The organism is Bradyrhizobium zhengyangense (assembly GCF_022012435.1).
Taxonomy (GTDB): Bacteria; Pseudomonadota; Alphaproteobacteria; order Rhizobiales; family Xanthobacteraceae; genus Bradyrhizobium; species Bradyrhizobium zhengyangense.
This window is the reverse complement of sequence record NZ_JAKLUA010000037.1, coordinates 1-22,950: the sequence shown is the minus strand read 5'-3', so window position 1 is coordinate 22,950 and position 22,950 is coordinate 1. Positions and strand designations below refer to the sequence as shown.

Genomic DNA, 22,950 nt, shown 5'->3' with positions numbered 1-22,950 from the left:
TCGTCCGCTGTCAGCGGCCAGCCGTGGCTGAAAACGATCGGCTGGCCTGAGCCCCAGTCCTTGTAGAAGATGTTTACGCCGTCTGTCGTCGTGATCGTGGGCATCGAGTCATTCCATCTGCGCTGTTAGACACTTGTTGGTTGGAGACCGCGAAACGGTAAATCCCGCTTTGGCCGTTGACCAAGACCTTGTACGCTTCGAGCTATGCCTGGAAGATATACGAGGGATCATGGAGCTCCGGCATCTGCGCTATTTCGTTGCCGTCGCCGAAGAAGGCAGCCTGCTGACCGCCGCCGAGCGGCGCCTGCACACCTCCCAGCCATCGTTGAGCCGGCAGATCCGCGATCTGGAAGCCGAGATCGGCGTTCAGTTGTTGGAGCGCCAGGCGCGCGGCGTGACGCTGACCGCCGCCGGACGCGTGTTTCTCGATCATGCGCGGCTGGCGCTGCTGCAGGTCGAGGCCGCAACGGAAGGCGCCCGGCAGACGGCGCAACCGCAAAGGCCCGTCCTCTCGATGGGCTTTCTCGTCGGGCTGGAGGTGATGTGGCTCCCCCAGCTGCTGCGCATCCTCCGCGAGGAAGCCCCCGATGTCGACGTCACGCTCAGCACGCAATCGTCGCCAGAACTCGCGCTCGCATTGATGCGGGGAAAGCTGGACATCGCCTTCCTTCGCCCCGAGAAAGACAACGAGGGCGTGGTCTTCAAGATATTGGCGAAGGAGCCCTTGATCGCCGTGCTGCCCGCCGAGCACCGCCTGGCATCACGGAAGAAGATTCGTCCGCAGGATCTCGCCCGCGAGATCTATGTCAGCTCGGCAAGAACCTCGCCGGTTCTGCAGGAGGTCATACAGAACTACGCATCCCGGGTCGGCATTACCCTCAAGGCGAAGTATGAAGGCGAAAACATATCATCGGCCATGTCGCTCGTGGCTTCCACGGGCGGGATCAGCCTCGTCCCCCTCTATGCGCAGAACATGCTGGCACCGAATGTCGTCGCCAGAGCGCTCGAGGGCGGCACGCCAACGGTCGATCTGGCGCTGGGATATAACAGGACAAATCCGTCGCCTTTGCTGCGTCGTCTCCTGTCCCGCGCGGATGAGCTGGTGGCAAACGTCCAGAACCAGAGCATCATCCGCTATGTTGAAGCTCAATAACCGGCAGGGTTGGGCGTCTGCTAAGGGGCCCCGTAGGTCGGCGGCGGCGCCTGCACCGTCGGCGCGGCGGCGGCGAACAGATCGTCCTTGCTGCCTGTCAGCGGCGGATAGATACGCTTGCGATTGATGGTCCGCTTGGTCGCTTTCGCGGCCTGACCGGTCGTCCGCACCTCGCGATCCCAGCCTTCGGTGTAGAGCGCGCCCCAATCGCCGAGATCGAGCACGGTGACGTACCAGTCAATCCGCAGCGGCAGCATCGGCTGACCGGCCAGATCAGCCACCACATTGTGGCCGGCGAAGCGGCCCATGGGACGGGCGAACTGGCAGGACATCACGGTCGGATGCAGGCCATCGACCACGCTGGAGGCGACGTCGCCGGCGGCGAAGATTCCGGGCAGACCCGCGACGCGCATGAAGGGGTCGACCAGAAGTCGCCCGAGCCGATCGCGCGCGCCGGGAAAGTTTTCGGTTAGCCGGCTCGCGCGCATACCGGCGCACCAGATCACCGTCTGCGCCTGGATGAATTCGCCCGAGCTCAAGCGAACGCCTGAGGCCTCGACCGAGGCGACGCGCACGCCAAGCCGCGTCTCGACCTCGAGCGACGATAGGGCGGTCTCGATGACGGGCCGCGCGTGCTCGCCGATCGTGGCGCCAACCGCTTGATTGGGATCGACCAGGATGATGCGGCGGCTGCCGGTCATGCCGGCGCGCATCAAGCGCTCCGGCATTTCGGCGGCAACCTCGATGCCGGTAAAGCCGGCGCCCACCACCACGACGGTCGATCGTCCCGGCGACGGCGCGCTGCGGCCGAGCGAGGTGACATGCCCCTCGAGGCGAAGCGCCGCGGCATAGCTGTCGACGTCGAATGCGTGCTCGGCGAGGCCCGGAATCTCAGGACGCATCACTTCACTGCCGAGCGCGAGCACGAGGCGGTCGTAACCCAGCGTCTCCTTGCCGCTGCTCGCGACCAGCGAGATTTCGCGGCGCACGGGGTCGATGGCTTGGACCTCGCCGATCCCGTGCATGACGCCGACCGGGTCGAGCAGTTGCGCAAGGGGCAGCGCGACCTCGCTAAGATCGACCTCGTAATTGCGCACGCGGATATTGTGATAGGGGTTGCGGTCGATGAGGAGGATTTCGATATCGCGGCCGGCATCACCGATCGCATCGCGCAGGCGCGCGGCGCCGATGGCCGCCCACAGGCCCGCAAACCCGGCGCCGAGCACGACGATACGCGCCATGTCCGTTGACTTCGCTGCTTCCAGGGATCCGGTGGTCCGCCCCGCGCGGGCAGATATAGCTCATTCAGACGGATCGACCAAATGCAGCCGCGATGCGCCGCTGCACAAAATCCGGGGGCTCACGCCTCGCGCAGTTCCGACGGCGTCGCGCCAAAGCGCTTGCGGAAGGCGCGGTTGAAATAGGACAGATCGGAGAAGCCCGAGGAATGCGCGATGTCGCTGATCTTGCGCGCCCGCGCGCGGGGATCGCCGAGCAGTTTGCGCGCCAGCAGCAGGCGCTGCTCCAGCACGAATTCGGTGAAGGTGGTGCCGGCCTGCTCGAACAGCCGCTGCGCCTGGCGCGGGCTGAGACCCGAGCGGGTGGCGACCTCGGACAGGCAGAGATCGTTGCGGCCGAGGGCGGCCATCACGTCGGCGCGCATGAGATCGAGACGGGCCGCCGCATGGCCGCGGCCGCGCGCGAGCGCGGCGTGCTCGGCATCGGTGCCGAGCAGGAGGCCGACGAGATCGACCATGTGCTGGGCGGTCAGGCGCTGGCCGACCGCGTCGAGATGGGGTGCCTGATGCGCAGCAAGCGCGTGATAACGGAAGATGGTCTCGGCGACGGCGCCGTCCGACAGCGCCTGCGACAGCTTGTCCTCGGCGCGGGGATTGATGTCGAGCAGCGCGCGGCGCGGCATGCGGATGGTGGTGAAACGGTTCTCGTCGGTATGACCGACGCTGCCGGTGATGCTCATGTCGGCGAGCACCATCTGCGCCGGCGCAAGGTCGACCGTATGGCCGTTCTGCCTGACGTTGACGAGGCCGGCATGAGCGGCGATCAGCACGAGGTCGTCGCTGCCGTCCGCGAGGCCGCTCTGGGTGCGCGAATATTGCGCGGAGGCGCCTTCGGGAATGGCGAGCGTGATGTTGTCGACCGCGCTGACCTGCAACCGGCAGTCGATGCTGTCGCCATGGCTCGGCCCGATCTCGAGGCCGCAGGCCCCCAGGGCCCGGTCGCGCCATTGTTCGAACGCAGGCCCCTGCGGCAGGCCTGCATATTGGTGGATAAGAATGCCCGGCGGCTTGGCTGCATCCATCTGATTTCTAGCCCCTTCCCGGCACCCTTGATCAGCCGTGCCGACTGCAAATTCCGGGCATTTGACGCCGCGGAATGGACGGAGGTTCAAATCGAACGCGGATTTGGCCGGACTTGTCGAATTGCGACGGCCAGAATGGACCCTGGCGACAGGTTTGGCGGTTGAGCGTGCGTCGCCCGGATGGAGCGAAGCGCAATCCGGGCTCCGACGGCGGGGGCTATTTCTTCGCGGGGACCTGCGGCTGGGACGGCGGCACGGTCTCGATCAGCTTGCCTGAGAACACCGGCGCCGAGGTCGGCTGGCCACTGGGCGAGCCGCCCGGCTGCTCGACGGTGATGGCGTAGGTCGCGCCATTGACGACGTCGGCATCGTAGCCGGCGAGCACCGGACGTGCCGTGAAGTCGCCGGCGCCGATCACACCAAGCGAGCGCGGGCGCGGCAGCTTGTCGGAGATCAGCCAGAGCTCAAAGCTCTTGCCCGGCTCCGGCGTCGCGCCGACCTTGCGCACCGTGAAGTTCTTGGTCGCGCCATCAATGGTGAGGATGAAGGCGGGGCCGCCGCTCTGGCCCTGCAACAGCGCGACATATTGCGCGGGCAAGGACGACGGCGCCGGCGGTGTCTTGACCTCGACGGTCTGGATGCGCGGCGCGGGCCGCAGCGCGCCAGGCAGCGCATCGGGCGACAGGATCTGCAGCGACAGCGTCACCAGCAGCGCGGCCGCGAGCGCGCCCACGGCGGAGGCGATCGTGCGCCAGCGCTTCACGCGGCTCTCGAGATAGATCACCTTGGTGTCATCGGCGACCGGCACCTGCGTCAGAGGGACAATGCGCGGGTCGGGCGCATGGGTCTGCGGAATGAATTGCGGGGCGATGTCTGGGATGACATCGGAGTCGGATTGAGGCGGCGCCGGCGGCTGCACGTCCGGCAAAGGAGCTTGCTGCGATGGCTGCTCCGGAGACGAAAGCTCTTGAGTTGAAGGCTCTTGAGTTGAAGATTCTTGAGTTGAAGATTCTTGAGTTGAAGATTCTTGAGTTGAAGACTTGGGCGATGACAGCTCCGATGACGAAAGCTCCGGCAATGGCGGTGGCGGCGCATCCACCAGCACTGGCGGGGCCTCGAGCGAGTCTCGCTCCGAATCTTGATACGAATCCTGCGTCGATATCGTCTGTGCGATCTCGCGCTTGATGTTCTCCCACACGATCGGCCGCGGCTCGATCGTGCCGACCATCTGGTTGAGGACCCCGAGCCGGAATTGCCAGGCCTGCACGATCGCGGCGAACTCCTGGTCCACCGCCATCATGGTCGCGACCTGCACACGCTCGTCGGCATCGAGTGTGCCGAGCGCATATTCCGCGGCGAGCGCGATATTGTCCTCGCTGTAGGCCATCACTTGCAGTCCAACACCACCCTCATGATCAAAGTCCTCACAGTCCGAGGCACTCCCGGATATCCAGCATGCTGCGCCGCAGCCACGTCTTCACCGTGTTGACGGGCGCTGCGAATTTCTCCGCCAATTGCTCGCGGCTCCAACCGTTGTAATAGGCGAGAAGCACGAGCCGCTGACGGTCCGGCTCGAGCCGGCCAATACATTCCAAGAGCCGCTTCAGCTCCTCGGACATCTCCCGGCGCGCCAGCGGATCGGGACTGTCGGCAGCGACTTCCATCGCCTGCGGCTCCTCCTCGATCGAGACTTCGGTCTTCTTGCGGACGATATCGATGGCGCGGTTGCGCGCAATCGACGCCATCCACGTGATCGGCGAGGACAGCTGCGAATTGAACTGGCCGGCACTGTTCCAGATCTTGACGTAGGTCTCCTGAATGACCTCCTCTGCGAGATCCTGTCGGCGCAAGATACGGAGCACGACGCCATAGAGTTTCGCGCGCGTGGCAGCGTAAAGGCGCTCGAACGCGGCCTGATCGCGCCTCGACACCGCCTCAATCAGCCCGACCAGCTCTGCTGGCGTCAGCATTCAGCCCCCCAACGCGCGGCCCCGTCGCCTCTCTTCACCTCTCCCCGACGGGGAGAGGTCGATTTGCGCAGCAAATCGGGTGAGGGGGCGGAGGGCTAACGGGAGACCGTAACCCCTCACCCGGCGCTCCGCGCCGACCTCTCCCGAAGGGAGAGGTGGACACCGCCGTCGCTGGCACACCATTCATTCCCGCCACCATAGCGCGCGGCCAAGCCCGTCACCAAGAGGCGGCGCGCCGCGCTGTGGACAGGACACGCAAAAACCCGGACCTTGCGGGTCCGGGCTCGCAAATTCTTGGATGTTTTGATCGCGGGCCGCCGCTTACGCGACGGCGCCGATCCGGGAGCGCATCAGGCCGATGCTGTCGAGATCAGCCTGCTCGCGGGCATTTTCCTCGGCGCGCTCGCGTGCCTGGTCACGCTCGTCCAGCAGCTCGACCTTCTTCAGCTCCTCGAAAGCCTCGCCGAGCGCGGCCTTGGCCTCCTCGAGCTGGCCCTTCAGCTCGTCGGCCGAGCGGGTCAGGTTCTCGCGGCGCTGGATGGCGGCCTTGGCATAGGTCGGATAGGCGAAATGCGCGGGGTCGTTGATCCCGGCGCGGTCCTGCTCGGTCTGGATCTCACGATCGAGATCGGTCGACATCCGCTGGAAGTCGGCGATCATGGACTCGATCTGGGCGACCCGGCGGCGCTTCTCGTCGACCTGAAACTTCTTCAGGCGGATGAGGGTATCACGTGACTTCATCGACTCGTACTCCCCAGAAGTCCCTTGGCTGCAAGACATACACACATTGGGACGACACCGGTCTCCCCACTGGCCCCGTCGAGGCCAAGACCGGCTCTGCTACTCTGTGGGAAGGGATGATGACGGGACAAAGTTAGCGTTCCGTTTCCAAATTACCGAGGATTTGCGCCAACTGGCGGTAGCCGTCGGCCAGCGAGGCATTTTCGTCCTTGCGCTGGCGCAGGAAGGCTTCCAGCGGCTCGTGCAGGCGGATCGCCTCGTCGACCTCGGGGCTGGAGCCCGCCCGGTAGGCGCCAAGCCGGATCAGCTCTTCCATATCGGCGTAGGTCGCCATCACCGCCCGCGCCTTCTGGATGACCGGCCAGAACTGCGGATCGGCCGATTTCGGCATGGTGCGGGAGACCGATTTGAGAATGTTGATGGCGGGGTAGCGGCCGCGCTCGGCGATCGAGCGCTGCATCACGATGTGACCGTCGAGGATGCCGCGGACGGCGTCGGCGATCGGCTCGTTGTGGTCGTCGCCGTCGACCAGCACCGTGAAGATCGCGGTGATGGCGCCCTCTCCGAGGCCCGGGCCTGCGCGCTCCAGCAGCTTCGGCAGTTCGGTGAAGACGGTCGGCGTATACCCCTTGGCGGTCGGCGGCTCGCCGGCGGACAGGCCGATCTCGCGCTGCGCCATGGCAAAGCGCGTCACGGAGTCCATCAGGCAGAGCACGTCCTGGCCCTCGTCGCGAAAATATTCGGCGACGGCGAGCGTCAGATACGCCGCCTGCCGCCGCATCAGCGCCGGCTCGTCGGAGGTCGCAACCACGACGACGGAGCGCGCGAGGCCCTCTTCACCGAGGTCGTCCTGCAGGAATTCCTGCACCTCGCGGCCGCGTTCGCCGATCAGCCCGATGACGCTGACGGCGGCATCGACGTTGCGCGCGAGCATCGACAGCAGCACCGATTTGCCGACGCCGGAACCGGCGAAGATGCCCATGCGCTGGCCGCGGCAGCAGGTGAGGAAAGTGTTCATGGCGCGCACGCCGAGATCGAGCGGGCTGCCTACGCGCTTGCGCGAATGCGCCGGCGGCGGCGAATTGCGATACGGCATCGGGGAAGCGCCTTGCGGCAACGGCCCCTTGCCGTCGATCGGCTCGCCCAGCGCATTGACGACGCGGCCAAGCCAGGCCGGCGACGGACGCACCAGATTGGCGGCATTGGCGATGACGGCCTTGCAGCCGCGACGCACACCGTCGAGGCCAGCGAACGGCATCACCACCGCATTGCTGCCGGAGAAGCCAATCACCTCGCAAGGAATGGAACGGTTGGCGCCAGTCTCGATCACCAGGCGCGCGCCGACGGACATCGCGTGGATCGGGCCGGCCACCTCGACCATCAGCCCGCGAACGCCGACCACGCGGCCATAGATATTGATGCCGTCGATATCGCCGATCTGTTCGGCAAGAGCTTTCATAGAGCAGCTTTCATCAAGAGCGCGCTTTCACAAGAGCCTTCATCAAGCTGCTCGCCTTCGATATCCGGGCCCTCACGGGGAAACCCTTAAATTTCGCCACATTTCTGAACGGCGCTTAACTTCGTGTTTACCCGCATCGTTAATCATTGCGTCACTGTCTTTGTGACTGAGCGTGGCTCCCCTTCAGAAGAAGGCTGAGTCGCGGGAGTCGGTTAGGCCCGTCTCTTAAAGTGGAACTTGAACGGAGCCGGATAACGAAAGCTGCTTCACGCGCAAGACCTTAGGGCGATTCGACAAAAATTGCACCGGGGGGACTTGCGTTCCAGAATCAGGATTTGTTAACCATCTGTTGTCAGGATCCGAATCAGTTGTTCAAAGGCGTTTTGTTGAGTGCCGCGAATGCGGCCGACCTGACGCCCAGGAGCGGCGACTATGGGGAACTGGCATGCGCGTTTTGCTGATTGAAGATGACAGCGCCGTCGCGCAGTCGATCGAGCTGATGCTGAAGTCTGAGAGCTTCAACGTCTACACGACCGATTTGGGGGAAGAAGGCGTCGATCTCGGTAAATTATACGATTACGACATTATCCTTCTCGACCTCAACCTGCCCGACATGTCCGGCTATGACGTGCTCAAGCAGCTTCGGGTCTCCAAGATCAAGACACCGATCCTGATCCTCTCCGGCCTCGCCGGCATCGAGGACAAGGTCAAGGGTCTCGGCGTCGGCGCCGACGACTACATGACCAAACCCTTCCACAAGGACGAGCTGGTTGCCCGCATCCACGCGATCGTGCGCCGCTCCAAGGGTCACGCCCAGTCGGTCATCCAGACCGGCGACCTCGTCGTCAACCTCGACACCAAGACGGTCGAAGTCGGCGGCCAGCGCGTGCACCTGACCGGCAAGGAGTACCAGATGCTGGAGCTGCTCTCGCTCCGCAAGGGTACCACCCTGACCAAGGAAATGTTCCTCAACCACCTCTATGGCGGCATGGACGAGCCCGAGCTGAAGATCATCGACGTCTTCATCTGCAAGCTCCGCAAGAAGCTCGCCAACGCTTCCGAGGGACGCAACTTCATCGAGACCGTGTGGGGCCGCGGCTACGTGCTGCGCGAGCCGCACGAGCACGAAGAGCGCATCCCCGCCTGATCCGCTTACGTCGCAAGCCCTTTGGGGCTTGCTCCTCCCAGCCTGGACCCCGCCGCAAATGGCGGGGTTTTGTTTTTGGGAGCTTGATCAGACGCTGGCGAGCACAGGACTTGCCATCACCGGGCTCTTGATCGGCACCCGCGAGGCGGCCTCCCGCAGCCAGGCCATCAATGCGTAGCCGATGGTGAAGCCGAAGGCGAAGGTCGGCAGCACGAAGGACCAGACGAACGTCCAGCCGGAGATGTTGTCGACGACATCCATCACCGGCATCGGGCTGACCTTGTGAATCGCCAGCAGCACCCACAGCATTACCGTCATGCCAACGCCGAACACGAGTCCATCGCGCATCCGCCGCGTCTTGCGCGACCGCTTGCCCCAGGTCGAATCCTGCACCAGCAGCGCCGCCATCGCGGCGATCCCCCAGGGGAAGATCAGAACCGGCAGCTCGTGCAGGACGACGTCGAGATAGGGCCTTTGCGGAAACTGGTAGAAGTCGAACGCGGCCTGAACGGGGAACAGGATCAGCGCGCCCCAGAGGCCGACCGTCAGGATGAAGCCGACAGGCAGCCGGCCGAAGATGTTCTCGTTCGCGAAGGCGTATTGCCGCTTGAAATAGTAGACCAGCCAGAAGTTCACGATCAGATACAGCGGCGTCATCAGCAGCGTCCGCATCATGGCGACAGATTGGTTGCCGGGCATGTGCACGATCTTGCCGGACCCGACCAGCCAAGCCAGGCACCAGACGAAACCGAAGCCCGCCGCGACCGCGACGAACTTCGCGATGCCTGGGGGGGCCGGCTCCAGCGTGAAGCCGATTGCGCCAAGCCTGCGCCGGCTCCGGGCAAACGTCCATTCGCCGGCGAGCGATGCGCGCGCGGCGAACAGCAAGAGATTGTTGAGCAGCGAATCCATGTCCTTGCGCAAATCTTCCAGCATGCACCCCGCTGCGGTCTGGGCGGCGAGCTGAAGCTGGCTGACCACGGTGTGGCGGGTCGAGAGTTGGTCGAGCGCCTGCCAGTCGTCAGGCTCGACATGGCTGTCCTCCATGATCGCACCGTAGATCTCGGCGCTGCTCTTGAGCACGCGGACGGTGCGGAAGCAGAGCGCGTCATAGACCGCGAGCAGCTCCGCATAGAGATCGGAGTTACGCTCCATGAAGGCCTCATGTTCGGAGGCCCAGCGCTCCAGATGAAGCATCAGCGTGGAAATCTTGAGGAAGCGCGACTGGATCGCGGTCGATTGCGTGGCGCGGAAATCATCGACCTGGTAGCCGACCCTGGACAGCTTGCGCTGAATGCTCGGCATGTCGTCCGGCCCGACCTGGAACGGTGCTGCGGCCAGCGCCTCGCGCAGCGCGAGCGCGCTGACGGGAATGCCGGCCAGCTCCTGGCAGAATTTGCGCCACGCCTTCGGCGCCACCGGAATGAGCCAGACGAACATCAGCAGCCAGACCGACGCGAGCGGCGACAGTTTGTCGGGCAGCATGGCGTAGATCACCAGGAACGGCGTGATGAAGACGGCGAGGCCGAACAGGAACAGCGGCCGCGTCGTGAACGAGCGCGTGCCCTTCATCGTATGGAAGCGGAACCAGTAGAACAGCACGACCAGAAGCGGTCCGCCGAAGGACTCGAGGATCGCGTTCAAGGGATCGACGACTTGAGCGAGCGGCACGATGAACTCCTATTGCTAGGGTTCGCTGTTGAAAGGCGCGCCGGACACAGCGGCATCCGGCGACCCACGTGAAAATCAGGCAGCCTGGGCGACCATCTTGGCCTTCTGGACCAGGAGATCGATATTGTCGGGGGCAAGCGCAATCGCGCTGTCCATATCATTCTGGGCCTTCACCGCGTCCTTGATCTGGGCATAGGCATTGGCGCGCGACACCAGATATTTCGGCTCATTCTCGTTGGTTGCGATCGCGGTGCCGAACGCCTTGATCGCCTCCTCGACATAGCCGCGCTTGTCGTCGGTGCCGGCGGCCGTCATGCTGACGATGCCCTTGATCCAGTAGAACTCCGCGTTGTTCGGCTTGAGCTTGATCGCTTCGGTGATGTCGCCGAGCGCATTTTCGTAGAGACCGACCGTCACGTTGAAATTGGCTCTCCGCACGAAATATTCGGGCTTCGCAGGGTCCAGCTTGAGCATGTAGGCGAAGCTCGCGGCGGCTTTCGAGATCAGCTTCTGCTTGTGCTGGAGCGTACCGAGATCGAAATAGACTTTTGCGAGCCGAACCGAGAGTTCGGCATCGTCTGCCAGGAGGCCGTGCAGTTCCTGTCCGCGCCGCGTCAGCTCCTCCAGCGCCTCGATCGTGGCTGGACTCTCGGCGAGCGCCTCCATGAATTCATCGCGGCGCTGCCGCAGCAGCTCCTTTGAGGGACGCACCGCCTCGGGCGGGGCCAGCTGCGGCTGCGGCGCTTCGACGTCAAAGATCCGGCCGTCGGGCGAGCGCATGTAGAGGACGGGGATTCCCCACTCGACCCGGGACTTCTCCTGGATGAATTTGCGCGCGAGCGTCACCGCATCGTCGATCGGACGGTTGCCGGCGAGCGCGGCGTAAAACCCTTCCGACATCGAGATCGCGGCATTGTCGGTGATCGGAAACTGCATCGCCACGACGGCGGGCAGCCATCCGGTCTTCATCAAGCCGATCGCCGGATTGCCGAAGCGGTCGCCGACGTTGATCCTGGCGCTCTCGCAGCAATTGAGCACGATCAGGCGCATGCTGCGCCGTGCTCCCGTCAGCATCATCGCAAGGTCGGAGGCGAACTTCTTCACCGGCTTGCCGTCCTCGTCGACCATGACGACGAAACCGCTGGCGCCGGCGCCGGGCAAGGCTTCCTCGACCCCGCCATGCCCGATGAAGTGGAAGATGTGCCATTCGCCTTCCAGCAGCTTCTTCATCAGGTCTCTGCCGCTCCCGCCCGGGACCCACTGGAAATCGACCTTGCCTGCGTGCTGGAGCGCGTCGATGCCCTTGTTGATGCGGTCGCGCTCCTTGACGACGTTGAGCTTCGGCCATTCGCTGGTCGAGGGATCGGCGATCATGCCGAGGATGCGCAGCGGTCCCTTGACGCCCATCCGGCCGACGCCGCCCGCGGTCTCGAGATAGCGCACGATGGGGCGCGTCAGGCTGACGAAGCCGGGCATGTCGTCTTCATCGTAGAGATATTCCCACGGCAGTCCGGCAAGGTCGGCGGCCTCGATGCGCAGCTTGATCCTCAGATCCTGCGCCGCGCCCTTGCTGCGCTCGTAGATCCGCTGGATCGACGGCACGTCGGTGAAGACGCTGCGAAACACGCCGCGGCCGAAATCGCGCAGCACCTGCTCGCCGCGCGTGGTCGGGCCCTGGGTTTTCTTGTCGTCGATCTCGAGAACGGCGTTTTCCAGCTCACCGCGCAGCTTGGCCAGTTCGCCCGGCGCGGAAAACCAGAACTTCACCTGGGTCTTCGGGGCCTCGCCGGCCGGCGACCTGACGACCCGACCGTAATATTGCTGAGGGCCGCCACCCACGGGCAGATCGGAGCCGATCTCGAGTTCGAAATCTTCGTATTCGGCAACGGGCATTTTGAGCCTCACTCAACAAGATCTTGATCTGAACGAAGCATCCCTCGAATGAGCGCGGCCGATCAAAAAATGACGGGCGGCCGCCAAACAATGCCTCAGACTATCACACACAACCTCGAGACGCATTTGTGAAGCATGTCTCATGCGGCCCGAATTTTTGTGCGGTGCCTCGGACGCACGCGGAGCCGGTTCTTTCTGGGGATCGAACCTGCCCGCCTGCTGCAGCGACTAAGCGATCGTGCCAGAATTCGCGCCGCAACCGTCGGACCTCCCCTCATGATCCTGCAATCGCTCGCCGGCCTGCCCGCCTTCCTGGTCTATTTCTGCACCGGGCTGATCGCGATAGTGGCATATCTGTTCGTCTACACGCGGATCACGCCACACAACGAGTTCCAGCTGATCCGGGACAACGACCCTGCCGCTGCGATTGCGCTCGGCCTCAGCCTGCTCGGCTTCGTGGCGCCGCTGTTCAGCGCGATCGCCCATTCGGCCAATGTGCTGGACTGCATGGTCTGGGCTTTCATCGCGCTGATCGTGCAGGTCGCCGTGTTCTACATCGTCAAGGTCCCGGTACCTAACCTGTCGGGACGGATCGCTGCGGGTGAGCTCGCGCCCGCCATCTGGCTCGGGCTGTCCTCGCTTGCCGCGGGCCTTTTGAATGCCGCTTGCATGATCTACTGACATGGTAGCGAAGTGACATGGCCAACAAACCTCCAAGCCAGGAGTTCGGCAAGCGCCGGCCACGCCTGCCGGCGGATCTGCCGCTACCGCCGCGGGAGCCGGTGAAGCGCTCGGGCCATGTCGCTCTGCTGGTGATGGGGACCATCGCGGTCGGTACCACCGCCTTCACGCTGACGCCGCGTCGGAACTGCGATCCCGCGCCTCCCGGGACGTCAGTCCCCGGGGCGACGGCGCCAGCGCAGACCGGCACCAATTGCGGCAGCGGTTCTTCGGGCGGCGGCTCGCACTGGTCGTCGCGATCGAGCTTCTACAGCAGCGACTCCTCAAGTCATTCTTCATCGGGCAGCTCGTCCGATGGAGGCTCCGGCGGCGTCACGCGCGGCGGCTTCGGCTCGTTCGCGCACGCCTTCGGATTCTCGGGCCGCGGTTAAAGCCGCGCACGAGATTGAGACACGTCAAATCGTGACCACCGCGCGCTCGGTATCCTGTCCTTGATGATCACGCGCCCGCAGGGCGACAAGGATCGGGGTGAACGATGCGTACGATGATGACGTCGGTGATCGCCCTCCTCACCCTGGTGTCGTTGACGGCCGGCGTGAAAGCGGAATCCTGTCCGCCCGGCACCGTTCAGGTCTGTCCACCGCCGTCGAAAACCCGTCCCCCCGGCGGCCCGCCGGCGTGGTGTCGCTGTGAAGGTCCGCCGGGCAGCCCGACCTGGGGCGGCAGGGCCGAGATTCACAAGAAGAACGTGCCGACGGTGAAGCCAGGCAAGTCGCCCGGTCCCAACGACTGAGCGTGGACCGACAATGCCCCAGCCAATCGAGAGGTGAAACGATGCGTCCATTGATGAGTTCCGCGCTGGCGCTCCTCGCGCTGTCGTCACTATCAGCCGCTGCTCAAGCCGGTCCCTGTCCGCCCGGCATGGTTTTGACGTGCATGCCGCAACCGCCGGACCGACCGCCGAACCGTCCGATGCCGTGCAAATGCGACTATCCGCCGGGCACCACTTGGGGCGGTGGTGGCGGCGGTGGCGGCGACGTTCACAAGAAGAACGTGCCGAGCGCGAAGGCGAACAAGGCGCCCGGCCCCAATGATTGAACGTGGAGGTGCAATCATGCGTATCATGATGACATCGGCCCTTGGCCTGCTCGCGCTGGCATCGCTGTCCGTTGCCGCGGAAGCCCGGCCCTGCCCAGCCGGCTGGGTCCGGGTTTGCCAGCAGTCCCCGCCCGGTCGGCCGCCGCTGTGCCATTGCGAGCCTCAGCAGACGCAGGGCGGCAACGCGCCCTGGGGCAACCAGGGCAAGGCCGAGATTCACAAGCATAACGTTCCGACGGCAAAGCCGAACAAGTCGTCCGGTCCCAACGACTGAACATCGAGGTGCAACGATGCGTATTTTGATGACATCGGCGTTGGGCCTGATCGTGCTGGCATCGCTGCGGGTTGCCGCCGAAGCGGGACCCTGCCCCTCCGGTCTGGTGACGGTTTGCGAGCCGACGCCACTGAATCGTCCGCCGCAGTGCCATTGTGAGAGGCCGCACCAGAACATGCCGGGCAGTTCGACCTCCGGCGGCGGCGGCGGCGGCAAGGCCGAGATTCACAAGCACAACGTCCCGACCGCCAAGCCGAACAAGGCGCCCGGGCCCAACGACTGAGCGGACGCAAACGAAAAGAGCGCGATGGCAACGCCGTCGCGCTCTTTTCGATTCGGCACATCATCGCGCAGCTCCTCGCGACGTTGCTATCGCGGCGCGCGCCTCTAATGCAGTTTCTTCGCGGTATCCGGCCGCGGCGGCTCCGGCTGCGGGTTCAGCCAGTTGCCGCCCTGGATCGGCTTGTTGCCGGCCGGCCGCGGCGGCTCGGGCTGCGGATTGAGCCAATTGATGGGCTGGCGCTCGACCGTTGTCCGCCTGGTTTTCTTCTTGGTATTTGCATGGGTCGTCACGGTCTGCTCCGCACCGGCCTGGACCGAATGGCCTGCCGCCGCGACCGAGCTTGCAGCGCTGGACGCATTCCAAGTGGCCGCGCAGGAAAGGCTGGCGACCGCAATTGCTGCGATGAACGTTCCACGCATGACGAGCTTTCTCCTTTACCGTTCAATCTGCCCGCGAACGCGCGGGAGCGGTGTCGGCCGCACGATCGGTCGCGGCGTGAAGCGCTTGGGCGGCACGACGAACTTCGGCGGGGGCGGCGGCGGCACCGCAACGCCGGGCGGACGCACCCGCGACGGCTTGACCGCCTTGCCCCTCTTGCCGGACGGCACGACAACCGGCGCCGGAACGAAAGACTTGCCGGGCGCGAATGTCGCGCCGCCCGCGGGCACGCAATTGCGTTTGTCGGCATCGGGCTTCTGGCCGGCCGGACAGCACTGCCCGCCGGCTGTCGCCTGCGAGGCGAGGCAGCACGAGCCGTTCGGCAACTTCACATAGCCGGCGAAGCATCCCGTCGGCCCTGCATCCGACGTGCATTTTCCGTTGATCAGCATCTGTCCGGTCGGACACGTGCAGGCCGCTTTCGTGCCGGCGACTGCGGTGGCGGGCGGGCAGCATTGGCCGGTCACCGGATCGACAGTCGTGCCTGACGGACAGCTGACTGGCGGCTTGCAGCTATTGTCGGGCTGCGGCTTCGTCCCGGCCGGACAGCAAGTACCGTCAGGCGTCAGTTGCTCGGCCGCGCATCCCTGCTTGAGCGGCGGTTGGCAAGTGCCGTCCGGCTGCGGCGCAGAGCCCGCTGGGCAGCACTGGCCGCTCACGGTCAATTGCTGAGGCGGACATGGCTCCTTTGCCCTGCAGGTGCCATCGGGCTGCGGTGTCGAGCCGGGCGCGCAGCAGATGCCTTTCGACGTCAGTTGTGCCGGCGGGCACGTCGGCTGATGCGGCTTGCCGCATTTGCCATCGGGCCCGGGCAGCGTACCATCCGGGCAGCACTGGTTGGCCACGAACGCCCATGAACCGGACGGGCAGAGCTGATGGCAATTGCCGTCGAGCCCGATCTGATTGAACTGATCAATCTTTGTCTCGCAATTCATTTCCTGAGCTGTCGGCTTGCAACCGAAGAACTTGGCCGACGGGTCGGGCTCGAAGCCCACAGGACAGACCGGCGACTTGAACACCGGGCAATGATAACCGTTGGCATCGTGCACGGGCTTCGAGCCGTCGAGACAGACCAAGGTCGACCAATCGTTGGGATCGAACTTGCCGGCATCGAAACCTTGCAGGCAAAGCTCCAACTTGGCGGGATCGGTCGATCCATCCGGACACGGCGACGTGCACGTCCCGTTCGGCCCCGGGTAGGTTGCGAAGGGGCAGCACTGGAAGCCCGGCTGTTGCGACGTGCCGGGCGGGCAGGCGCACTGGTTGCCGGAGCCCGGCGGGCAGTCGAGCAGCGGCGGCTTCTTGCCGTGCACGCGCAGCCAGAAAAATCCCGGGAAGATTTCGACGCGCGGCCGATACCAGCCCGGCAGATTGAATCCGATCTGCCCACAGACGCGTGCAATCGCGACGTCGCCAAGATGGCCGCGCGCGATCGAGTCCTGGAACTGATCATCATAGTCGGCGAAATAGCTCTGCCACGGCGGCACATTGGCAGGCCGCACGGCCAGGATGTCGTTGCCTTGGAGGCCGTTGACTTCGACCGGACCACCGGCCGCGAGCTGGGAGGCGACCGCCGGGTCGCTCGAGTTGCGCAACTGCTCGCCGGTGGACCACAAGAACTGGCCGCAGGCAGCGCGATCGATGCGGCCCTGGTCGTCGTAACCGAAGCCGACGGCGACGCCGCCATTACCGTTGCGCATCTGCCGCGCGAAGCCGACCGCGTATTCGTCCGCCTGCGGCTGCCATTGCGGCCCCGCGGTGTCGGGCGGCGCCGGCAAATAACGCAGAACGCGGCCGGTGGCGTCAACCGTCAGAGCGTTGAAGTCGTAGGCGCCGCTCGGCGCCGCGCGCTCGGCGAGCAGCATGCGCCCTTGATCGTCGAACGCGATCTTGGCGATTTCACTCGGACCAGCCCCCGGCGCAACGCTGAGTTCGAGCCGCGGTTCGGCGCCAAATTTTGGCGCTATCGAAACCGACCAGACCTGAAGATCCCTGGCCACGGCGTAGTACAGACGCCCGTTGCGCACAGCGAGACCGAAGATCAGGCGCTGTGGATTGGCATAGCCCCAGGTCGCGGGATCGCCAGTACGAAACTTCGGGCTCGAGATATCGAGATGTCCCGAAGGATCGTAAGGCACCGGCGGCAAGCCGGCCGCGCTACGCCCTTGCACACCATGGTCATAGCGGGCGCGCTCCGTTCCCGTGGAGTCGAATGCGTGGATCATGCCCGTGGCACGGTCGGCCACGAATAGCGTGTTGGACGCGGCATCGAAGGCAAGCCCGCCCAGCGCCGGACCGGGATTGGCGGCGCCGTCTAGCGCAACGTTGGCGAACAGGCGGGCCTCGCCGGTGGTGCCATCGATCCGCCAGATCGAGCCGGGACCGCTGCCGAATTGCGCGGGTCCAAACAGGCCCGGCATAAAGGCGGCATTGGGTGCACCCTGCTTGGCGCGAGCGAACTGGGCGGCTCCCGTTGGAACGACGATCGGCAAGCCGTAAGCCGACGTTGCAGCGACGAACACGTCCGGCGGCGTTGCGTTGTCGAGCGCGACACCAAACAGCTGGCCGGTTTGAGCGGCGGTGACCGTGAAGGGTTTGGGCGCCGTCAGCAGTTGCGCCTGCGGAGGCGCACCCGGCGACTGCAGATCGAGCACGCGCGCTGAAGGCCCGTTGAGGTCGATGAACATCTTATCGACGGGATCAGTACCAGGCGGGATCATAACCGGCGGGATCGCGCCCGAGAATCCCGTGACAATCGCGTTGCCATTGGCAACGATGCCGGCAGACTGCGCCGTAGCCTCACCGCAGCCAAGCGAGCCGAACGACAATGCGGCGAACACCACCGCGCGCAGCCACCTCCTGCGATCTCCGCGATGACCTTGCTCCGACGGAATCGGGTGGGGCACACGCATCTGCATCGGCGAGAATCCCATTCAAACGACCACATCCATTTGAAACCGATCGCACCGGCGCGGGATTGAGCGGGATCAACAAATGCCTCCTTTTCAAATTGAGCCGAGAACGCGAGGACCCCCACGATCAAACCTTCAACGGTATCCCGACAATGCCGAACCAGAACCGAACAAGCCCCCTCGCCGTTGACACGCATCAACGCGCGGCCGGCCGGTGCAGGCATTCTTGTTTGAGTTCACGAGGGCCAGCGCATGAAACGTGGGAAAAAAGCAACGTTCGCCGCCGCGATCCGTACAGTTCTCATGTGTGCTGCTGTGGCCATCCCCACTGCAGCTCACGCAGCGAAGGGACACTGCCCGGGAGGCCAGCTTTGGCAGTGCACCACCTACGCGACGTCTCAAGAAAACGGCGCGTGGTATGATGCAAAGACCGGGCAATGGTACAATAAATCATGCAGTTGCCAGGACGCCGGAGGATCATCCGGCGGCGGAGGAGTCGGCTCATACGGTCATGCCGAGATCCACAAGAGGAACGTACCGACCGTCAAGCCGTCGAGCATCGGTCCGACGAGTCTTGCCCGTCCTCCGCTGGGGCTCAAGGTGACGCCCCGCGCGCCCACGCCGACGCTCCAGCCCGGACGAACGTACTGACATTCGTCTCCGTGGACCTGACAATGCCGCACGATGCCGTGAGACGTGCGGCTTTCGCTTGTCTCCACGCGGGCATGTGACGGAAACTCCGACGACACCGGGAATCGGAGGCTGGGCCGCAAAATCATGAAACGTTCGCGACGGGTCGTCCTCACAATGATGGGAAGTGCAACAGTCGGCGCAGTCTCACTCGGATTCGTGCGCCGCGAGCCGGTGTGCGGCCCGGGTCTCGAGGCCGTACCCGGCATCGATGGGAGGCCTTATTGCCGTCCGGTCTATGGCGGGTTCGGCGGCACGCTGCATCATTTTCACGGCCATGGTCACGGCGGCCACGGCCATGGACATGGCGGCGGCTAGCAATCATGCAGCGCATCAGCTGTCCCGAGCGCGACGACTGGCAACAGACCGCCGAACAATGCGGCTTCGACTTCCACACCATCGACGGCGAACGCTATTGGGATGAGCGCGCCTATTACGCCTTCACGCTCGACGAGATCGAGCGCGACATCGAGACGCCGACGGGCGAGATCGATGCGATGTGCCTCGAGCTTGCCGGCCGCGTGATCGGCGACGAGCAGCACTTGCGGCGACTCAAGATTCCGGAAGCGTTTTGGGACCTCATCGCCGAGAGCTGGGAACGCGACGACCGCAGCCTCTACGGCCGGCTCGATCTCAAGTTTGATGGCGAGACGCCCGCAAAGCTGCTCGAGTACAACGCTGATACGCCGACCTCGATCTTCGAAGCCGCGGTGTTTCAATGGACCTGGCTCGAGCAGGCGATCGAGCGGCGTATCATCCCCGCGCGCGCCGATCAGTTCAACTCGATCCACGAGCGGCTGATCGCAGCGTGGAAGGAGATTGCCGGAGGCGAGCATCTGCACCTCACCGGCACCACCGGCAACGAGGAAGACGCCGGCACGCTCGCTTATCTCGAAGACACCGCACGCCAGGCCGGCCTCTCCACGACGCTGCTCGACATTGAAGATATCGGATGGCGCGATGAGGGCGGCGGCTTCGTCGACCTCGATAACCGCAACATGGAGCTGGTCTTCAAGCTCTATCCCTGGGAGTGGATGTTCCACGACGCTTTCGGCGCCAAGCTCAAGGGCGCACCGACGCGCTGGATCGAGCCGCCATGGAAGGCCGTGCTCTCCAACAAGGGCATCCTGCCGCTGTTGTGGGAGATGTTTCCGAACCACCCCAATCTGCTGCCGGCGTTCTTCGAGGATGATCCGCGTGCCGCCGAGCTCGGCAGCTCCTATGTCCGCAAGCCGCTGCTGTCGCGCGAAGGCGCCAATGTCACGCTGGTGTCGGGCGGGACGTCGCTCGACGAACACACAGGTCCCTACGGCGCCGAAGGCTTTGTCCGCCAGGCGCTATCGCCGCTGCCGAATTTTTCCGGCGTCTATCCGGTGATCGGAAGCTGGCTGGTGAGCCATGAGCCCTGCGGGCTTTCGATCCGCGAGGACGAGAGCCCGATCACGGGCAACAGCTCGCGGTTCCTGCCGCATGCGATTTTGTGAGACTCTGTCATTCCGGAGGCGCGACAAAGTCGCGAGCCCGGAATGACGAGGAGAAGTTCACCGCGCCGCGGCGACCTTCAGTGGCTGCGGCATCAAGCCACCCATCGCCCGGCCGGAGCGCGCCGGATTGAGCTGATAGAGCCCGCGGCGGTCGGAGGCGGGGCGGAACGCATCGGTGATGCCGACGACGGATTCCGCAGCGCCCAACAGCAGTGTGCCGTCGGCTTCCAGCCCCTTCGCCATGCGCTCGAAAATCATGGCCTTGGTGTCCTGATCGAAATAGATCAGCACGTTGCGGCAGAAGATCACGTCGAACGTGCCGAGATGGGAGAAGTCCTGCAACAGATTGAGCTGGCGGAACTGCACCATCGCACGGACGTCGGCGTTGAGCTGCCAGACGTCGCTCGCTTGCGTGAAGTATTTCATCAGCAGCTGAATCGGCAACCCGCGCTGCACCTCGAACTGGCTGTAGACGCCGGCCTTGCACTTCTCCAGCACTTCCTGCGAGAGGTCGGTCGCGACAATCTCGATGCGCCAGCCTGCGAGCGTGGCACCCATCTCCTTCAGGCACATCGCGATCGAATAGGGCTCCTGCCCCGTCGATGAGGCCGCCGACCAGATCCGCAGCGACTTGCGCGCGGCGCGGGCCTGGATCAGGCCGGGCACGATGCTGTCGCGCAAATGATCGAACGGGATCTTGTCGCGGAAAAAGAAGGTCTCGTTGGTGGTCATGGCCTCGACCACATCGGTCGCAAGGCGGCCATCACCATTCCTGATCTTCAGAACGAGATCGGGGATTCCAGGAAGGCTGGCCTTGCGGGCCAGCGGCAACAGGCGGCTCTCGACCAGATATTGCTTGTCGGACGAGAGATCGAGACCGGAGCGCTCTTTCAGGAACTTGCGCAGATAGTCGTAGTCGGCGGGCGTCACGTGCGGTCTCCCGCGAACAGGCGGTTGACCTTGGCGCCGATCTGGTTGAGCGGCAGGATCGCCGCGCAGATGCCGGCATTGGCGGCCGCACCCGGCATGCCCCAGACCACGCTCGAGGCTTCGTCCTGCGCGATCACGCTGCCGCCGGCTGCGACGATGTCCTTGCCGCCGCGCATACCGTCCGAGCCCATGCCGGTCAGGATCACGGAGAGGATGTTGCCGTGCCAGACGTCAATGGCAGAGGTGAAGAGCGGATCGACCGCAGGCTTGCAGAAATTGACGGCGGGACCATCGTCGAGCGCGATCGCGGCCTCAGCGCCGCTGCGCACGACGCGCATGTGCTTGCCGCCCGGAGCGAGATAGATGCGACCCGGCTTGACCGGCTCGCCATCGACAGCCTCGGCGGCCGGCTTGCGGCTCGAACGCGCCAGATGCTCGGCGAGAATGGTGGTGAACGTCGGCGGCATGTGCTGGGTGATCAGCACCGGGAAGCGATCAATCACCGGGCCCAGCTCGGTGACCAGCGCCATCAGCGCCTGCGGACCACCGGTCGAGGAGCCGATCAGCAGCACCTTCGGCGCCTGGGTCGAGAACGGACGCGTGGAGAGCAAACCCGACGACGGGGCATGCGCAGCCGGCGCGGGCGCGGCAGGCCGCGCAACAACCGGCGCACGCGCGAGCGGTGCAGCAGGGCTCGCGGGCGCGAGCGGCGGGCTCGCAACCGCCGGCTTGCGGCGCAGCCGCGCGCCGAGGTGACGGATCTTCTGGATCAGATCGTGATGGAAGATATCGGCGGCCGATGTCTCGCGCGTCGATTCCGGTTTGGGAATGTAGTCGGCCGCGCCGAGCGACAGCGCCTTGAAGCTGATCTCCGCGTTGCGACGGGTCAGCGTCGAAGCCATGATGATGACGAGATCGCGCTTCTTCGCCAGCAGTTGCGGCAGCGCCGAGATGCCGTCGAGCTCGGGCATTTCGATATCGAGCACGGCAACGTCAGGGTTGATGCGTTCGAGCTGGTTGACCGCCTCGAGCCCGGTGCGCAGCGACGCCGCGACCTCCATGTCGTGCTCGGCTCCGATCCAGCGCGAGATCAGACCGCGTATGACGACGGAGTCGTCGACGATCATCACCCGCAGCGGCCCGGCTTCACGCGACGGGCTCATGGTCGAATTACCTGCGAACGCCACACTCATTACTCACCAACTCAGACTGAAACGGTTCAGTTGACAACAAACGCCGAAGGGCCCGTCCAGCCTCCGGGTGTTCGCTCAGATCAGGCCGACTTCCTGGAACTTCGCCGTCACGATGTCCTTGTCGAACGGCTTCATGATGTATTCGTTGGCACCGGCATGCAGCGCGCGCGCGATGTGCGCGACGTCGTTCTCGGTGGTGCAGAACACCACCTTGGGCTGGTCGCCGCCGGGCATGCGGCGCAGATGACCGAGGAACTCGTAGCCGTCCATGACGGGCATGTTCCAGTCGAGCAGCACGGCATCGGGCAGTCCGCGCTTGCAGGCCTCGAGGGCCTTCTCACCGTCTTCGGCTTCGAGAATCTGGAAGTCGAGGCCTTCCAGGATCCGGCGTGCAACCTTGCGGATGACGCTGGAATCATCAACGACGAGACAAGTTCGCATGTGAACCTCTGCTTCCTATCCCCTTTGCGGGGCACTTCCAATTACAGGTACGTCGGCAGGTGCGCCGGCGTATCAGGCCGCCATCATCTCGGGCGCGAGCTCGAGCACGCGGTCGACGTCGAGGACGACCATGAGCTGGCCGTCGAGACGGTGGACGCCGCCGGCGAGCTTG

Annotated in this window: 24 protein-coding genes and 1 pseudogene; 10 read left to right on the top strand and 15 right to left on the bottom strand. The window is 64.7% G+C overall.

Translation table 11 applies throughout. From position 1 onward, the window contains the following. Positions 1 to 104, bottom strand: a 104-nt coding sequence (locus tag L6637_RS40620; protein ID WP_237874177.1) for an alpha/beta fold hydrolase, incomplete at its 3' end; no start/stop codon positions are given. A gap of 125 nt (positions 105 to 229) precedes the next feature. Here L6637_RS40620 and L6637_RS40615 point away from each other — a divergent pair. Continuing rightward, the gene (locus L6637_RS40615) at positions 230 to 1,153 is read left to right on the top strand and encodes a LysR substrate-binding domain-containing protein (RefSeq protein WP_237874224.1); all 924 of its coding nucleotides are present in this window, start codon (positions 230 to 232) and stop codon (positions 1,151 to 1,153) included. 20 nt (positions 1,154 to 1,173) lie between these two features. Here L6637_RS40615 and L6637_RS40610 read toward each other — a convergent pair whose 3' ends face one another. From L6637_RS40610 to fliI, 6 genes are all read right to left on the bottom strand, one after another. Continuing rightward, a complete protein-coding gene (locus L6637_RS40610; RefSeq protein WP_237874222.1) occupies positions 1,174 to 2,394 on the bottom strand; it encodes an NAD(P)/FAD-dependent oxidoreductase in 1,221 nt (406 codons plus the stop codon). 119 nt (positions 2,395 to 2,513) lie between these two features. Then, positions 2,514 to 3,473, bottom strand: a complete 960-nt coding sequence (locus L6637_RS40605; RefSeq protein ID WP_237867172.1) for a helix-turn-helix transcriptional regulator — start codon at positions 3,471 to 3,473, stop codon at positions 2,514 to 2,516. 217 nt (positions 3,474 to 3,690) lie between these two features. After that, complete coding sequence (locus L6637_RS40600; protein ID WP_237874221.1) at positions 3,691 to 4,860, bottom strand: anti-sigma factor; 1,170 nt, start codon at positions 4,858 to 4,860, stop codon at positions 3,691 to 3,693. Between the two features lie 37 nt (positions 4,861 to 4,897). Beyond that, positions 4,898 to 5,443, bottom strand: a complete 546-nt coding sequence (locus L6637_RS40595; RefSeq protein WP_237867177.1) for a sigma-70 family RNA polymerase sigma factor — start codon at positions 5,441 to 5,443, stop codon at positions 4,898 to 4,900. Positions 5,444 to 5,764: 321 nt separating this feature from the next. After that, positions 5,765 to 6,184, bottom strand: coding sequence for a flagellar export protein FliJ (gene fliJ / locus L6637_RS40590; RefSeq protein WP_128953708.1), 420 nt, complete (start codon positions 6,182 to 6,184; stop codon positions 5,765 to 5,767). A gap of 133 nt (positions 6,185 to 6,317) precedes the next feature. Next, positions 6,318 to 7,643, bottom strand: coding sequence for a flagellar protein export ATPase FliI (gene fliI, locus L6637_RS40585; RefSeq protein ID WP_237867178.1), 1,326 nt, complete (start codon positions 7,641 to 7,643; stop codon positions 6,318 to 6,320). Positions 7,644 to 8,088: 445 nt separating this feature from the next. On the opposite strand from fliI, the gene ctrA reads away from it, so the two are divergent. Beyond that, a complete protein-coding gene (ctrA, locus tag L6637_RS40580; protein WP_008138878.1) occupies positions 8,089 to 8,790 on the top strand; it encodes a response regulator transcription factor CtrA in 702 nt (233 codons plus the stop codon). A gap of 87 nt (positions 8,791 to 8,877) precedes the next feature. Here the strand turns inward: ctrA and L6637_RS40575 are convergent, their stop codons facing one another. Both L6637_RS40575 and L6637_RS40570 read right to left on the bottom strand, forming a co-directional pair. Continuing rightward, the gene (locus tag L6637_RS40575; RefSeq protein WP_237874220.1) at positions 8,878 to 10,461 is read right to left on the bottom strand and encodes a hypothetical protein; all 1,584 of its coding nucleotides are present in this window, start codon (positions 10,459 to 10,461) and stop codon (positions 8,878 to 8,880) included. A 75-nt stretch (positions 10,462 to 10,536) separates the two neighbouring features. Further along, complete coding sequence (locus L6637_RS40570; protein WP_237874219.1) at positions 10,537 to 12,354, bottom strand: CHAT domain-containing tetratricopeptide repeat protein; 1,818 nt, start codon at positions 12,352 to 12,354, stop codon at positions 10,537 to 10,539. 276 nt (positions 12,355 to 12,630) lie between these two features. Here L6637_RS40570 and L6637_RS40565 point away from each other — a divergent pair, with 276 nt between their 5' ends. The 6 genes from L6637_RS40565 (at position 12,631) to L6637_RS40540 (ending at position 14,690) form a co-directional block, all read left to right on the top strand. Beyond that, positions 12,631 to 13,035, top strand: a complete 405-nt coding sequence (locus tag L6637_RS40565) for a DUF350 domain-containing protein (protein WP_237867182.1) — start codon at positions 12,631 to 12,633, stop codon at positions 13,033 to 13,035. Positions 13,036 to 13,052: 17 nt separating this feature from the next. After that, the gene (locus tag L6637_RS40560) at positions 13,053 to 13,466 is read left to right on the top strand and encodes a hypothetical protein (protein ID WP_237874218.1); all 414 of its coding nucleotides are present in this window, start codon (positions 13,053 to 13,055) and stop codon (positions 13,464 to 13,466) included. Between the two features lie 104 nt (positions 13,467 to 13,570). Further along, positions 13,571 to 13,828 carry a hypothetical protein gene (locus L6637_RS40555; RefSeq protein WP_237867184.1) on the top strand — a complete coding sequence of 86 codons (258 nt, stop codon included), beginning with the start codon at positions 13,571 to 13,573 and terminating at the stop codon, positions 13,826 to 13,828. 41 nt (positions 13,829 to 13,869) lie between these two features. Then, on the top strand, positions 13,870 to 14,133 hold the full coding sequence (locus L6637_RS40550) for a hypothetical protein (protein WP_237867185.1): 264 nt from the start codon (positions 13,870 to 13,872) through the stop codon (positions 14,131 to 14,133). 16 nt (positions 14,134 to 14,149) lie between these two features. Continuing rightward, positions 14,150 to 14,407, top strand: coding sequence for a hypothetical protein (locus L6637_RS40545; protein WP_237867187.1), 258 nt, complete (start codon positions 14,150 to 14,152; stop codon positions 14,405 to 14,407). Between the two features lie 16 nt (positions 14,408 to 14,423). Then, complete coding sequence (locus tag L6637_RS40540) at positions 14,424 to 14,690, top strand: hypothetical protein (protein ID WP_237867189.1); 267 nt, start codon at positions 14,424 to 14,426, stop codon at positions 14,688 to 14,690. 104 nt (positions 14,691 to 14,794) lie between these two features. Here L6637_RS40540 and L6637_RS40535 read toward each other — a convergent pair whose 3' ends face one another. Beyond that, positions 14,795 to 15,109, bottom strand: coding sequence for a hypothetical protein (locus L6637_RS40535; RefSeq protein WP_237867190.1), 315 nt, complete (start codon positions 15,107 to 15,109; stop codon positions 14,795 to 14,797). A 15-nt stretch (positions 15,110 to 15,124) separates the two neighbouring features. Beyond that, a complete protein-coding gene (locus L6637_RS40530; protein WP_237874217.1) occupies positions 15,125 to 18,046 on the bottom strand; it encodes an NHL repeat-containing protein in 2,922 nt (973 codons plus the stop codon). A gap of 771 nt (positions 18,047 to 18,817) precedes the next feature. Here L6637_RS40530 and L6637_RS40525 point away from each other — a divergent pair. Beyond that, a complete protein-coding gene (locus L6637_RS40525) occupies positions 18,818 to 19,048 on the top strand; it encodes a hypothetical protein (protein WP_237874216.1) in 231 nt (76 codons plus the stop codon). Positions 19,049 to 19,053: 5 nt separating this feature from the next. Further along, positions 19,054 to 20,214, top strand: a complete 1,161-nt coding sequence (locus L6637_RS40520) for a glutathionylspermidine synthase family protein (RefSeq protein WP_237874215.1) — start codon at positions 19,054 to 19,056, stop codon at positions 20,212 to 20,214. 57 nt (positions 20,215 to 20,271) lie between these two features. Here L6637_RS40520 and L6637_RS40515 read toward each other — a convergent pair whose 3' ends face one another. The 4 genes and pseudogenes from L6637_RS40515 to L6637_RS40500 all read right to left on the bottom strand — a co-directional run. Then, on the bottom strand, positions 20,272 to 21,144 hold the full coding sequence (locus L6637_RS40515; RefSeq protein ID WP_237867197.1) for a CheR family methyltransferase: 873 nt from the start codon (positions 21,142 to 21,144) through the stop codon (positions 20,272 to 20,274). Then, a complete protein-coding gene (locus L6637_RS40510) occupies positions 21,141 to 22,337 on the bottom strand; it encodes a protein-glutamate methylesterase/protein-glutamine glutaminase (RefSeq protein ID WP_237867198.1) in 1,197 nt (398 codons plus the stop codon). The genes L6637_RS40515 and L6637_RS40510 overlap by 4 nt, the downstream gene beginning before the upstream one ends. A gap of 75 nt (positions 22,338 to 22,412) precedes the next feature. Next, complete coding sequence (locus tag L6637_RS40505) at positions 22,413 to 22,778, bottom strand: response regulator (protein ID WP_007600538.1); 366 nt, start codon at positions 22,776 to 22,778, stop codon at positions 22,413 to 22,415. 72 nt (positions 22,779 to 22,850) lie between these two features. Then, positions 22,851 to 22,950: pseudogene (locus tag L6637_RS40500) on the bottom strand (chemotaxis protein CheW); the annotation flags it as partial.

Excerpts from the sequence above, each read along its gene's own strand:
- L6637_RS40605 (WP_237867172.1), bottom strand. The coding sequence starts at position 3,473 with ATGGATGCAGCCAAGCCGCCGGGCATTCTTATCCACCAATATGCAGGC.
- L6637_RS40535 (WP_237867190.1), bottom strand. The coding sequence starts at position 15,109 with ATGCGTGGAACGTTCATCGCAGCAATTGCGGTCGCCAGCCTTTCCTGC.
- L6637_RS40555 (WP_237867184.1), top strand. The coding sequence starts at position 13,571 with ATGCGTACGATGATGACGTCGGTGATCGCCCTCCTCACCCTGGTGTCG.
- fliI (WP_237867178.1), bottom strand. The coding sequence starts at position 7,643 with ATGAAAGCTCTTGCCGAACAGATCGGCGATATCGACGGCATCAATATC.
- L6637_RS40545 (WP_237867187.1), top strand. The coding sequence starts at position 14,150 with ATGCGTATCATGATGACATCGGCCCTTGGCCTGCTCGCGCTGGCATCG.
- L6637_RS40520 (WP_237874215.1), top strand. The coding sequence starts at position 19,054 with ATGCAGCGCATCAGCTGTCCCGAGCGCGACGACTGGCAACAGACCGCC.
- L6637_RS40550 (WP_237867185.1), top strand. The coding sequence starts at position 13,870 with ATGCGTCCATTGATGAGTTCCGCGCTGGCGCTCCTCGCGCTGTCGTCA.
- L6637_RS40560 (WP_237874218.1), top strand. The coding sequence starts at position 13,053 with ATGGCCAACAAACCTCCAAGCCAGGAGTTCGGCAAGCGCCGGCCACGC.
- L6637_RS40615 (WP_237874224.1), top strand. The coding sequence starts at position 230 with ATGGAGCTCCGGCATCTGCGCTATTTCGTTGCCGTCGCCGAAGAAGGC.
- L6637_RS40510 (WP_237867198.1), bottom strand. The coding sequence starts at position 22,337 with ATGAGTGTGGCGTTCGCAGGTAATTCGACCATGAGCCCGTCGCGTGAA.
- L6637_RS40565 (WP_237867182.1), top strand. The coding sequence starts at position 12,631 with ATGATCCTGCAATCGCTCGCCGGCCTGCCCGCCTTCCTGGTCTATTTC.
- L6637_RS40600 (WP_237874221.1), bottom strand. The coding sequence starts at position 4,860 with ATGGCCTACAGCGAGGACAATATCGCGCTCGCCGCGGAATATGCGCTC.
- L6637_RS40540 (WP_237867189.1), top strand. The coding sequence starts at position 14,424 with ATGCGTATTTTGATGACATCGGCGTTGGGCCTGATCGTGCTGGCATCG.
- L6637_RS40525 (WP_237874216.1), top strand. The coding sequence starts at position 18,818 with ATGAAACGTTCGCGACGGGTCGTCCTCACAATGATGGGAAGTGCAACA.
- L6637_RS40570 (WP_237874219.1), bottom strand. The coding sequence starts at position 12,354 with ATGCCCGTTGCCGAATACGAAGATTTCGAACTCGAGATCGGCTCCGAT.
- L6637_RS40530 (WP_237874217.1), bottom strand. The coding sequence starts at position 18,046 with ATGCAGATGCGTGTGCCCCACCCGATTCCGTCGGAGCAAGGTCATCGC.
- L6637_RS40505 (WP_007600538.1), bottom strand. The coding sequence starts at position 22,778 with ATGCGAACTTGTCTCGTCGTTGATGATTCCAGCGTCATCCGCAAGGTT.
- ctrA (WP_008138878.1), top strand. The coding sequence starts at position 8,089 with ATGCGCGTTTTGCTGATTGAAGATGACAGCGCCGTCGCGCAGTCGATC.
- L6637_RS40610 (WP_237874222.1), bottom strand. The coding sequence starts at position 2,394 with ATGGCGCGTATCGTCGTGCTCGGCGCCGGGTTTGCGGGCCTGTGGGCG.
- L6637_RS40595 (WP_237867177.1), bottom strand. The coding sequence starts at position 5,443 with ATGCTGACGCCAGCAGAGCTGGTCGGGCTGATTGAGGCGGTGTCGAGG.
- fliJ (WP_128953708.1), bottom strand. The coding sequence starts at position 6,184 with ATGAAGTCACGTGATACCCTCATCCGCCTGAAGAAGTTTCAGGTCGAC.